Source organism: Ruegeria sp. G7, assembly GCF_056535465.1.
In genome coordinates, this window is record NZ_JBQFIL010000001.1 from 2,607,510 (window position 1) to 2,619,293 (window position 11,784).

The window sequence follows — 11,784 nt, forward strand, 5'->3', positions numbered from 1 at the left end:
CTGGTCGGTTTCGGTGATAGGCTCCGGTCAGACGTGAGGCGTCCGTGTCGGGCGTTGTGAAAAACAGGGGCCCTAAAATGAGAATTGCCGTTCCGATATGGGGTCGGAACGGCAGACTCGTAACCAAAACACTTCACGGATTTCGCTGGGCAGCCCTGCGATCACCGGTAACACACCACTCACTCTTGAACGGTCATTACATACTATGTGGTCAGATGGCGTTTGTAAGGAGCGGATGTGAAGAATCCCTGAATTTGAGGCGAATTGAGGCAATTCAAAGGAAACGCGTGGGTGGTTTGCGAAACAGAAGGCACGGATAACTTGGATTGTTGTTTTTGCGCGGGGAAGCGCGCGATTCGACCCCGAGGGAATCGCTCCTGCCTCACGCGTCCTCGATTGCAAAAACCTCGGCAAAGGTCTTTTTCAGCGCCACATCCACGTCATCCATCGTCACCGGCAGGCCCAGATCGACCAGAGACGTCACCCCGTGATCCTGAATGCCACAAGGCACGATTCCGGTGAAATGAGACAGATCGGGTTCGACATTGATCGAAATGCCGTGAAAACTGACCCACTTGCGCAGCCTGATCCCAATAGCGGCGATTTTGTCCTCGGCGGTCTGGCCGGTCACCGTCAGAGGTTTGTCGTGACGCTGGACCCAGACGCCCACGCGGCCCTCGCGGATTTCGCCGGTGATATTGAACTCGGCCAGCGCCGCAATCACCCATTCCTCAAGCTGTTGCACAAAACGGCGCACATCATGGCCACGTTTGCCTACATCCAGCATCACATACACCACACGCTGCCCTGGCCCGTGATAGGTGTACTGCCCGCCGCGCTTGCTGTCGTAGACGGGAAAGCGATCCGGATCGGTAAGGTCTTCGCGCTTGGCTGAGGTGCCAGCGGTATAAAGCGGCGGGTGTTCCAGCAACCAGATGCACTCATCCGCTTCGCCTGCCGCAATCGCGGCAACGCGCGCCTCCATAAAAGCGGTGGCCTCGTCGTAGTCGATCAGCCCGTCGGTGGTCTTCCATTCCATGGCCGTTCCTTAGACCGTCTGCAGGGCGGGGGGAAGGGGTCAGGCGGCCTCGGTGAGGCATCGTTGCAGAACCTGCGCGTAGGTTTCCGTGCCCTGCGCGCCGGTCAGCAGGTACTTGCCCCCAAATACCATCGACGGCACGCCGGATATGCCGCGGCTGGTCCAGAACTGCTGCTTTTCGCGCACAGGCTGGACATGCGCCCCTGAGGCAAGCGCGCTACGTGCCGCGTCCGGGTCGAGCCCGGCGGTCGTAACGGCGTCCATCAAAACGTCAGTGTCCGAGACGTCCTGTTGCAAGGTGAAATAAGCGTCGAACAGCGCTAGCTTGAGCGGATGCTGGCGCCCCTGCGTCTCGGCCCAATCCAACAGCTGGTGCGCGGCGAAGGTGTTTACGATGCGGCTGTCGTCTTTGAAATTGAAGGTAAAACCCAGTTCGGCGCCCAAAGCGGTCAAGCGATCCCGCGCCTGCTGGCTCTGCTCGGGCGTCGAGCCATATTTCTCGGCAATATGCTCACGCAGGTTCTGACCTTCGGGGCCCATATTCGGGTTCAGTTCGAAAGGATGCCAGCGCAGACGGGCAAGTACATTTTCTTGTTTGAGGGCTGCGTCGAGTTGACGAAACCCAACAATGCACCATGGGCAAACCACATCCGACACAACGTCGATCTGAACGGTAGGACGGGGATCGGACAGTGTCATGGGGCGCTCCGGGATTGTGATGTCTGGCGCTAAGATATGACCGGGATCCGTGAATTCAATCGCGCGTGTTTTTGCCTCTTCACATCACGCGATTCAGGGTCTATACGCGCCTCTACCAAGTCATTGGCAGTGCGGTCGTGGCGGAATTGGTAGACGCGCAGCGTTGAGGTCGCTGTGGGGTAACACCCGTGGAAGTTCGAGTCTTCTCGACCGCACCAGAAATCAATCCTGAACATCTGATTTTGCGATGAATGCAGTTTCTTGGGCGCGCTAGGTAGCCCAAGTGCTCAATGATTTCACGCATTTCTGCCAAGCTGACGAACGATATCGGAACTCCTTTGTGTATCGTTACTATCTAAAATGCCGCCCACGCGTAGATCGTCGAGCGAGACGCTGCGGCAACTGCTTTCGACTCGGCTGGGTCGAATTACTCTGTGCTCGTCGCTTTGGGTGTTCCTTGCTGATCCGCCGGTGAGACAAGAAGGTTTGTGCACACCAGCGTCTCCGGTATTGCCCCACCAATGGAGAGCAGAGTCTGCCCGAGGAATGCGTCCTACGGTAACATCGTGACCCGAGATCCTCGGGAAAAAAACAGTTCAGATCTAGATAGGTGAATTGTTAACTGAGCGTTAACGGGATGTTTTGCGAGTATTCAACTGGCCCCGGATATAAAGATGATGAACGGTCTCGCCCGATGATCGTTGAGGCGTTAGCAAATCTGGATAACTTCATGTTTAACATCGCAATGACGTTCGTTACCGCCTCATTTGCAATCCTCAATGCTTTTCTGGTGTGTATTATTCTTGCTCACGGCATGGCAGAGAGTGGTGCATACAAACCGCTTGTCCCCGTTGGTGGAGAAGTCGTCGCGAACCTGGTTCCGGCAAACTGAGGTGGCCCTTCGCCAAAGCTTGCCTTGCCTTCGCAGCTTGTCCCCTCTGGCCTCAAACGCGCGACCAACCAAATCTGAAAAGCTAGCGCCAGCACTGTCGCGTTCGGCGGCTCCTTCTGTCTGGTTTTGACGCCCGGTTTCGTTAGGGTCATGGCCCAACGCCACTTGCACCACGCAAGTATCTGATCTTCAGCATTTTCTTCACCGAACACTACTTTTGTCGAACAATTCTTAGCTGGATGCAATGCAGTCAAAGAGCCTCTTTATCAGAAACAGGAGATGCGTCGTCCGAGCCTCTTTTTTTTCCAACAAATACAAGGTTCTTATTGGCAGCGAAGAGATCGTGCGAAGCCTCGGAAGCCGACGCTCGCGTCACCGCAAACCCGGTCACCATCAACCAGACTGCACGCGCTGGATACGCGCCTGGTTCAACCAAAAAAACCTCTGACGACGGACAACCCACCCAGAACCTGCAACTCGGTAAAGGGCCCAAACAGCTGGAGGTTTCGGCAGTTGTCATTCCAAATTTGCGGCCACGCATGGACATGGCCAATGGTGCCTGCAGCATACCTTCGGATGGACCTTTCTTAATTTGCAATCATCGAACACTTGATGCCATAACTTAGTAACCGGAGATTGTTTCGGCGGTAACAGCGACCTCGTTAAAGGAGAATATCGTGAAGTTCGACTTACTCAAAACAGGACTATTTGCAGGCCTTGTTGCTTTTGCCTCTGCAGCTGCCGCAGAAGCGCCAAAGAGTTGGCTTCTTATGGAAGTCGCGGATACTGCGACGCTCGATAATGGTAAGTTGGTGCTCGAAGGAATTGATGATCAGGTCGTTGTATTTACGGACCGCCCTTATCGCGAGGCAATGGATACGCCCGTGCAGCTGATCGTTGAGAATTGGGCCAAGGGCGATGACAGCTTTGCGACTGACCCTCCGAATGCGGCTCTGACCGGGCAAAGCGATGGTAAACAGGTTGGATTGATCGTCACACTGAGCAATCCGAAGCTGGAGGACGGAAAGCTGCAGTTTGACTATCAGACTGTGAACGGAATTGACGCCAGCAAGCTAGAAGCTGTGTCACTTGTGATCGACAACGCTCTGAAGCCTTACCTGGATTGCATGTTCGATAATCCGGCTTGCAGATGGTAGTGGATCAACGCCCCAAGATTGGCGTTTTGCTCTGACTCTTTGTCCTGCTCATCGAGCCAGTCCAGGTCGGTCGACTTATGTCAATTCAATCTGGGCTGCGCGATCGTGCAGACAGCGGACGTAGCAACACAGAAATGTGGTGATATGGGGTCCGGATCTTCTCGTTCTGGGTCAACCTAACCCACATCCGGATCAGCCGAGGCGTGCGCCCTGTGCATCAAAGCGATAGGTGCGATCTGCGGCGTATCCGAAATGGACGGCTTCGCCCGTCGCCACCTGATGCTGGCCGAATAGTCGCGCCGTGATCTGGTGGTCCTGCATCATCGCGACCACGTTTGTATCGCCGCCCAAATGCTCAACATGGGTGACTTGAGCCGCCAGAGGGCCGTCCGGGGTCAGGCGCAGGTCTTCGGGGCGGATGCCCAGCGTGGTATCCGCGCTCTCTCCGATCAGGTTGGCGGGGAAGAAGTTCATCGACGGTGCGCCCAGAAACCCCGCGACGAACTGGTTGGCGGGGTTGTTATAGAGCTCCATGGGGCTGCCGACCTGCTCGACCCGGCCGTCACGCAGGACGACGATCTTGTCCGCGAGCGTCATCGCCTCGGTCTGGTCGTGGGTGACGTAGATCATCGAGGCGTCAAGCTGCTGGTGCAGGTTGGCGATCTCCAGCCGCGTGTTCATGCGCAGGGCGGCGTCCAGGTTGGACAAAGGTTCGTCGAACAGGAATAGCTTGGGCTCGCGCACGATGGCGCGGCCGATGGCGACGCGTTGGCGCTGGCCGCCGGACAGTTCCGAGGGGTAGCGGTCGATATAAGGCTCGAGGTTCAGCATCTTGCTGGCCTTGGCGACGCGGTCTTCAATGACCTGCTTGCTCTGGCCTTCTTGTTTCAGCGCCAGCGACATATTCTTGCGCACGTTCAGATGCGGATAGAGCGCGTAGCTCTGGAACACCATCGCGATGCCACGTTTTGACGGCGGGGTGAGGTTCATCAGGTCCCCGCCGATACGAACCTCGCCCGAGGTTACATCTTCAAGCCCAGCGATCACGCGCAAAAGGGTGGATTTGCCACAGCCCGAGGGGCCTACGAAGACAACGAATTCTCCGTCCTCGACTTCGATATTGATGTCTTTCAGGACCTCGACGGGGCCAAAGGACTTGTTCACGTTTGTCAGCGTCAGGGCGGTCATGGGCGTGCCTCTTTCAGCGAAATGGTTTGGCCGGTGCGGATGCTTTCATCTGCCGCCAGACAGATGGCCAACGATTGCACGGCGTCGTTCATGTGGCGGGTCAGGTCGATATCCTCGGCAATTGCGCGCAGCATGTAAGCTTGCTCGGCATCGCAGAGTTCCTGATGGCCGGGTTCATCGGGCATGTCGATGGTCTGGTCGCCCTCGGGGCGGTGAACTAGAAGGCCGCCGACCTTGGTGTGGCCGTCAACATCTGAGGACGCACCCTTGTTGCCGTCGGTAATCGAGACCGAGCCGTTGGGCGAGACGATGTCTTTCACGAAGAACGCGGTTTCGGACATCATCGGGCCCCAGCCAGCCTCGTACCAGCCCACCGAGCCGTCTTCGAAGATCACCTGAAACTGGCCGTAGTTGTACATATCCTCGGCAATCTCATCGCTCAGGCGCAGGCCCATGCCGTGGACGCGTACAGGGTCGGAATCGGTGATCTGGCACATCACGTCGACATAATGCACACCGCAATCGACGATGGGCGATGTGGTTTGCATCAGGGCTTTGTGCGTTTCCCACTCGGCACCGCTGCTTTGCTGATTGAGGTTCAGGCGGAACACGTAAGGCCCACCAAGGCCGCGGGCTTCAGCGATCAGGCGCATCCATGAAGGGTGGTGCCGCAGGATGTAGCCGATGACCAGCTTGCGGTTGGTTTCAATGGCCTTTGCGACGACGCGCTTGGCATCGGCCACGGTGGTTGCCAGTGGTTTTTCTACGAAAACATGCGCTCCTGCGTCCATCGCCGCGCAGGCATAATCGGCGTGGCTATCGGAATAGGTGGCGACGACCACAAGATCGGGGCCTGTCTCGGCCAAAGCCGCGTGAAAATCGGAAAAGGCTGGATAACCCGCAAGATCTGGATGGGCCACGCGACCGGATCGGTTCACCAGCCCCACGATCTGCGCGTCCGGGTGGTGGTGGTGGGCCAGCGCATGGCTGAGGCCCATGTTGCCGAGGCCAGCGATCAGAACTTTGGTCATTTGACAGCTCCAGAAGTGATGCCGCGGATCAGTTGGCGCGAGAAGATGACATACAGAAGCAGCACCGGCAGGATCGCCATCGACAGCGCCGACAGAACCGCGTTCCAGTCGGTGACGAACTGACCGATGAAGACCTGGCTGCCCAGTGTTAGTGTCTTGGTTTCTTCGGCAGGGGCCAGGATCAGCGGGAACCAGAGGTCGTTCCAGATCGGGATCATGTTGAATACGGCAACCGTCGCCATGGCGGGGCGGACAAGCGGCAGGACCAGCCTGAAGAAGATCGTATATTCCGACAGGCCATCGACGCGGCCCGCGTTTTTCAGATCATCCGAGACCTGCCGCATGAACTCGGACAGGATGAACACGGCCAGTGGCAACCCTTGCGCCGTATAGACGAGAATCAGCGCCCAGAGCGTGTTCACCAGCCCGGTGGCGACCATCATCTCAAGGATCGCTACAGTGCCGATACGGATCGGGATCATGATGCCTAGCGCCAGATAAAGGCCCATCAGCGTGTTGCCCTTGAACTTGTATTCGCTCAGCGCAAAGGCGGCCATGGCGCCGAACAGCAGAACAAAGGCCAGCGACACAACGGTGACGATCATCGAGTTCTGAAAGTAGAGGAAGAAGTCCCCCTGTTTCATCACTGTCTGGTAACCGATCAGCGAGAAGCTCTCGGCATCGGGCAGGGCGAGCGGTTCGCGAAAGATGGCGCGGCGGGTTTTGAAGCTGTTGATGATGATCACAAAGACCGGGAACAGGGCGATCAGCGTATAAAGGATCAGCGCCCCGTGCATGGCGGCGGTGTTCAGCGGATTGGAACGTGCTTTGTTCATCGCTTGGCCCTCACAACTGATACCGGCGCATCCGGGTCTGGATGCCGAAGAGGTAGATGCAGACGCCCACGAGGATGATTGCGAACATGGCGCCGGCGATGGCCGATCCCATATGTGGATCACCCAGTTGCAGTTGGAAGCCGAAGAAGGTGCGGTACATGAAGGTACCAAGAATATCAGTCGAGAAATCCGGCCCCGCCAGCGCGCCTTGCGATACATATATCAAATCGAACGCGTTGAAATTGCCCACGAAAGTGAGGATCGAGATGATCCCGATCGAGGGCAGGATCAGCGGAAGTTTGATCTTCCAGAAGGCCGAGGCTCCGGTGATGCCGTCGATCTCTCCGGCTTCAAGGATTTCTTCGGGGATCGACAGTAGGGCGGCATAAATCAGCATCATAGGGATGCCGACGAACTGCCAGACCGAGACCAGCGCCAACGTGGTCAGGGCGTATTCCTCCTTGCCGAGCCACGGGGCGAACAGGGACTTGAGACCAACGGCGTCCAGCATCGATGGGGCGATGCCCCAGAGCGGGGACAGGATAAGCTTCCATGCGAAGCCGACGATGACGAAGCTCAGGATCGTCGGGATGAAGATGGCCGACCGATAGAGGGCCGCAAACCGTAGTCTCGGATGCGACAGAAGCGCAGCAAGCGCGATACCAATGGGGTTCTGAACCAGCATGTGGATCAGGAAGAACCAGAAGTTGTTGCCGAGCGCATTCCAGAACTGCTCGGACCAGATCGGATCGAAAAACAGGGTGCGGAAATTCTGCAAGCCCACGTAGACGCGCGCCTGATCAACTTCGGTGAACAGCGCCAGACGCAGCGTGTTGAACAAAGGGAAGATCATCACCGCCGTGTAGACCAGCACCGCAGGGGCGAGGAAAACGGCAATGTGCCAGCGTATGCGGCGGGTTTGCATGGGACTCTCCGGGGGGATAAAGACCCGGACGCGACACGGATGCCGCGTCCGGTGTGAGTGGTGTAGGTCTTACTGGTGCGGTGCGTACCAGCTGGCCAAGCCGTCCTGCAGTTGTTGACCCAGCGCCTCGGGTGACTCAGCGCCCTTGATGGCGGCCACAGATGCGCCCCAGGTCTCGTTTTCGAGGTTCGGCGTGCCGCGCGACAGGATCTGGTAGGTCGAGCGGATCGTGCTTTCGCACTCATCCCGCCAGCCGACGATTTCCTTGGCCAGCGGATCTTCAAGCTCGACCGGAGTGCTGGAGAGCGGGAAGAAGCCGGGCAGGGCGTTGCCAAAGATGCTGGCAAACTCGGGGCTTGCGACCCACGCCAGGAAGGTGCGCGCAGCCTCTTGGTTTTCGCTGGCGGCGTTCATGCCGATGCCGATGTCGGTGTGGTCCGAGATATAGCAGGTATCGCCCGCGTTCTGAACTGGCGGCTTGAAGGCACCCATTTCGAAATCAGCCTGCGTGTTGAAGCCCGAGATTTCCCAGCTGCCCGCCGGATAGATTGCAGCACGGCCCAGCGTGAACAGGTTCTGACTGTCGGGATAGGTCTGTGCCTCATACCCGTCGCCCAGATACGCGCCCCACTTGGCCAGCGTCTCATAAGGGGCAACCCACTGAGGATCGGTCAGTTTCTGCTCGCCTTTGATCAGCGCCAGACGGCCTTCCTCACCTTTCCAGTAGTTCGGGCCGATGTTGTTATAGCCCATGGTGGCCGCTTCCCACTGGTCGTTGGTGCCCATCGCCATCGGGATATAGGTGCCGTCTTCTTTGATCTTGTCCAAAGCGGCAAAGAACTCGGCCTCGGTGGTGGGAACTTCTATGCCCAGCTCGTTGAAGGCATCCTTGTTGTAGATGAAGCCGTGGATCACCGAAGCCATCGGGACGCAGAAGCTGGCCGATGCATCATCGGTTTGCCAAGCGGATTTTGCCACGTCCGAGAAGTTGCCCATCGCCTCCAGATCGGACAGATCGGTCAGGTGACCCGCTTCATACAGCGCCAGCGAGGCGTCGAACGGGCGGCAGGTGATCAGATCGCCCGCCGATCCGGCCTCGAGCTTTGAGTTCAGAACGGCGTTGTACTCGGCCGGGGCAGAGGGTGAGAAGATCACCTTGATGCCCGGATGCTCGGCCTCGAAGGCCGGGATGATCTTGTCCTGCCACAGGGCGAGGTCGTCGTTGCGCCAGCTTTCGATCGTCAGCGTGGCGTCTTGCGCGTAGGCGCTTGAGACCAGCGCTGTGCTCAGCAGAGCAAGGCCCAGAACTTTGCGTGTCATTTGGTGTCTCCCAGGTTGATGGTTTCTTGGTTTTGTTTCAGCCGCTCCAGGGCGGGTCGAAGGTGATCGTTGGTCTCGTGCAGCAGCGCCAGCGCCATCTCTGGCGTCTCGATGCCTGCAGCGAGTAAAGCTGCGCATTTGAGATTGCCATCGGCCGCAATCAGCGCAGAGGCCGCTTGTTCGGGGGCCGCGCCGGTCAGCTGGCAGACGATCCCGTTGGCGCGGGCCCGCAGCTTATCGTTGTCTGCCCGCAAATTGATCATCATGCCGTCTTGGACATGCCCCAACTCGACTGCCATCAGCGTTGACAGCATGTTGAGCGCAATCTTCTGCGCCGTGCCAGCCCCCATGCGCGTCGAGCCTGAGATCAGTTCAGGCGGGGTCGACAATAGGATGGCATGATCCGACAGGCGCAAAAGCTCGGTGTCGGCATTGTTTGCGATGCCGATGACCACCGCACCTTTGTCGCGCGCGATGCGTGCTGCCGCGACAGTGTAGGGGGTGGTTCCACTGGCGGACACGGCAATCAGGGTGTCGGTGTTGCCCAGATCAGCTAGCTCATCGGTGAGCGAGGCCGAGACATCCTCGACATCGCCGGGCATCGCCACACCCGAAGGCAGGCCGCCCGCCATGTGAATGCGAATCTGCGTTGAAGGGATCGAGAACGTGCCGCCAAGCTCTAATGCGTCTGCAGCAGCCATCAGCCCCGAAGACCCTGCTGCCAGATAACGTAAAGTGCCACCGCTGCGGATCGTTTCTGCCATGGTCAGCGCGCCATTGCAGATTGGATCAACCGCAGCCAGCGGGGCGGTGGAGGCAGCTGCCTGCGCCTGTGCCAGAAGGGCGGCCACATCCGTCAGCGGGCGAGCGTCCAGCCCGATCGCATTTTCGTGCAGCTGCTCTGTCACAGGTGTGGCCAAGTGATTCTCCCCCAAGTCTTTCGGCATCATACCTTTTAGATACCATTAGTCTACCACTTTGTCTATTTCGCTGAGATTGGGGCGATACTCTGTATTTTGGCCTTCAATTATCGTAAAAGGTATTATAAAGGTCTGCATATGACTCGCGACCCTGATACCATTGTTTTGGCCGTAGACGGCGGCGGCACGCGGTGCCGCGTTGCGCTGTCCGACGGTGCTGAAATCTGGCAGGCCGAAATGGGGTCGGCGAATGTATCGACCGATTTTGAGGCCTCATGCGCTGAACTGGGGCGGGGTTTGTCCGCTGTGGCGCGGCGGGCGGGCATTGATGAAAGAGAATTTGTCGCGATACCGGCCTATTTCGGCTTGGCCGGTATCACCGGACAGGCCATTGCGGATCGGCTGGCCAAGGCGCTCCCGTTTGACAACGTGCGCATAGACGATGACCGACCTTCGGCCCTGCGCGGGGCGCTGGGGCCCGGTGATGGGTTTGTGGCCCATTGTGGCACCGGCTCATTTCTGGCGGTCCAGCGAAACGGCCGACCGCACTTTGCCGGGGGCTGGGGGCCGATTCTGGGGGATCAGGCATCAGCCCAATGGGTTGGGCGGCGAGCGTTGTCCGCGGCATTGGATTGCGCCGATGGCGTGCGCATAACTTCGGGGCTTTCTGATCAGCTTCTGTCGCGGTTTGATGGGACTGCAGGCATCGTTAAGGCTGCATCCGGCATGTCGCCGACCGCATTTGGGGCGTTGGCACCCATCGTCACGCAACATGCCGGGACCGGAGACCCGGTCGCACGGTCAATCATGCAAGAGGGTGCCGAATATCTGCAGGATCGGATGGAGAAGATGGGGTGGAGGCCCGGTCTTCCCATCTGCCTGACCGGGGGGATCGGCCCGCAATATGCCAGCTATCTTCCGGAAGCGATGCAGCGGGATTTGATGACGCCCTTGGGCGATCCGCTTTCGGGCGCGATCGCACTGGCGCATGCATTCAGGGAGGAGATCGAACATGAGCGTTGCTGATTTCCTGAGGCCCGAGGGCTGGTTGGGCCAGACCGCAGGCCCGCGATATGTGCAATTGCGTCAAAGGCTTGAGCAGGGCATTGCCGAGGGTATTCTGCCGCCCAACAGCTCGCTTCCACCCGAGCGCGAGATCGCCGAGTTGACCGACCTGTCGCGTGTCACCGTGCGCAAGGCTATTCAGGAACTGGTGCGCAAAGGAACGATTGAACAGCGGCAAGGATCGGGGTCTTTTGTGCGCGAACCGGTTGCGCGGGTAGAACAATCACTGTCCCATCTGACCTCGTTCACCGAAGACATGGAGCGGCGCGGGTTCGAGACGACGTCAACCTGGCTGGAGCGGGGTATATTCCTGCCGTCGCCGGATGAAATGCTGGCGCTGGGCCTGTCGGCCAATGATCAGGTCGCACGCATCCACCGCCTGCGCGCCGCAGGTGGCCGCCCCATGGCGCTGGAACGCGCGGCGCTGCCGCTGGACATTCTGCCCAACCCGACCGAGGTCTCCGGATCGCTCTATGCTTTTCTGGAGCGGTCGGGCCATCGTCCTGTCCGCGCGATCCAGAAGATCTCGGCCATCAATCTTGAAGCGCCCGAAGCGCGCCTGCTGGATGTCGCCGAGGGCACTGCGGGGCTGCGCATCCAGCGCACGTCATACCTTGAAAGCGGGCGTGTCGCTGAACTCACCCGATCCATCTATCACGGCGATGCCTACGATTTCGTGGCAGAGCTGCGTTTATCAAACTGAAAGGCCGGG

The 11,784-nt window shown here is 58.6% G+C and carries 12 protein-coding genes and 1 tRNA gene; 5 read left to right on the forward strand and 8 right to left on the reverse strand.

Annotated elements, in window-relative coordinates:
- Positions 1 to 382: 382 nt before the first annotated feature.
- Both lipB and ACR3EN_RS13115 read right to left on the reverse strand, forming a co-directional pair.
- The gene (gene lipB / locus ACR3EN_RS13110; RefSeq protein ID WP_480821609.1) at positions 383 to 1,039 is read right to left on the reverse strand and encodes a lipoyl(octanoyl) transferase LipB; all 657 of its coding nucleotides are present in this window, start codon (positions 1,037 to 1,039) and stop codon (positions 383 to 385) included.
- Between the two features lie 39 nt (positions 1,040 to 1,078).
- Positions 1,079 to 1,738 (reverse strand): DsbA family oxidoreductase, encoded by a 660-nt coding sequence (locus ACR3EN_RS13115; protein ID WP_480821611.1) that lies wholly within the window; start codon positions 1,736 to 1,738, stop codon positions 1,079 to 1,081.
- 131 nt (positions 1,739 to 1,869) lie between these two features.
- Between ACR3EN_RS13115 and ACR3EN_RS13120 the strand changes: the two genes are divergently transcribed.
- The 3 genes from ACR3EN_RS13120 (at position 1,870) to ACR3EN_RS13130 (ending at position 3,787) form a co-directional block, all read left to right on the forward strand.
- Positions 1,870 to 1,956 (forward strand) — tRNA-Leu (locus tag ACR3EN_RS13120).
- Between the two features lie 476 nt (positions 1,957 to 2,432).
- Positions 2,433 to 2,630 carry a hypothetical protein gene (locus tag ACR3EN_RS13125; protein ID WP_480843390.1) on the forward strand — a complete coding sequence of 66 codons (198 nt, stop codon included), beginning with the start codon at positions 2,433 to 2,435 and terminating at the stop codon, positions 2,628 to 2,630.
- 677 nt (positions 2,631 to 3,307) lie between these two features.
- Entirely contained in the window at positions 3,308 to 3,787 is a 480-nt protein-coding gene (locus ACR3EN_RS13130; protein WP_480821631.1) for a hypothetical protein, read from the forward strand.
- A gap of 192 nt (positions 3,788 to 3,979) precedes the next feature.
- On the opposite strand, the gene ACR3EN_RS13135 is transcribed toward ACR3EN_RS13130, so the two are convergent.
- The 6 genes from ACR3EN_RS13135 to ACR3EN_RS13160 form a co-directional block, all read right to left on the reverse strand.
- The gene (locus ACR3EN_RS13135) at positions 3,980 to 4,975 is read right to left on the reverse strand and encodes an ABC transporter ATP-binding protein (protein WP_480821633.1); all 996 of its coding nucleotides are present in this window, start codon (positions 4,973 to 4,975) and stop codon (positions 3,980 to 3,982) included.
- Positions 4,972 to 6,006, reverse strand: a complete 1,035-nt coding sequence (locus ACR3EN_RS13140; protein ID WP_480821635.1) for a Gfo/Idh/MocA family protein — start codon at positions 6,004 to 6,006, stop codon at positions 4,972 to 4,974. The genes ACR3EN_RS13135 and ACR3EN_RS13140 overlap by 4 nt, the downstream gene beginning before the upstream one ends.
- Positions 6,003 to 6,842: a carbohydrate ABC transporter permease gene (locus tag ACR3EN_RS13145; RefSeq protein ID WP_480821637.1), complete on the reverse strand. Its 840-nt coding sequence runs from the start codon at positions 6,840 to 6,842 to the stop codon at positions 6,003 to 6,005. The genes ACR3EN_RS13140 and ACR3EN_RS13145 overlap by 4 nt, the downstream gene beginning before the upstream one ends.
- Positions 6,843 to 6,852: 10 nt before the next feature.
- Positions 6,853 to 7,767 (reverse strand): carbohydrate ABC transporter permease, encoded by a 915-nt coding sequence (locus ACR3EN_RS13150; protein WP_170716946.1) that lies wholly within the window; start codon positions 7,765 to 7,767, stop codon positions 6,853 to 6,855.
- A 69-nt stretch (positions 7,768 to 7,836) separates the two neighbouring features.
- The gene (locus tag ACR3EN_RS13155; RefSeq protein ID WP_480859696.1) at positions 7,837 to 9,087 is read right to left on the reverse strand and encodes an ABC transporter substrate-binding protein; all 1,251 of its coding nucleotides are present in this window, start codon (positions 9,085 to 9,087) and stop codon (positions 7,837 to 7,839) included.
- Entirely contained in the window at positions 9,084 to 10,007 is a 924-nt protein-coding gene (locus ACR3EN_RS13160; protein WP_480821641.1) for an N-acetylmuramic acid 6-phosphate etherase, read from the reverse strand. The genes ACR3EN_RS13155 and ACR3EN_RS13160 overlap by 4 nt, the downstream gene beginning before the upstream one ends.
- 138 nt (positions 10,008 to 10,145) lie before the next feature.
- Between ACR3EN_RS13160 and ACR3EN_RS13165 the strand changes: the two genes are divergently transcribed.
- Both ACR3EN_RS13165 and ACR3EN_RS13170 read left to right on the forward strand, forming a co-directional pair.
- Positions 10,146 to 11,033: a glucosamine kinase nucleotide-binding domain-containing protein gene (locus tag ACR3EN_RS13165; protein ID WP_480821643.1), complete on the forward strand. Its 888-nt coding sequence runs from the start codon at positions 10,146 to 10,148 to the stop codon at positions 11,031 to 11,033.
- A complete protein-coding gene (locus tag ACR3EN_RS13170; protein WP_480821645.1) occupies positions 11,020 to 11,775 on the forward strand; it encodes a GntR family transcriptional regulator in 756 nt (251 codons plus the stop codon). Before ACR3EN_RS13165 ends, ACR3EN_RS13170 begins: the two co-directional genes overlap by 14 nt.
- Positions 11,776 to 11,784 lie beyond the last annotated feature (9 nt).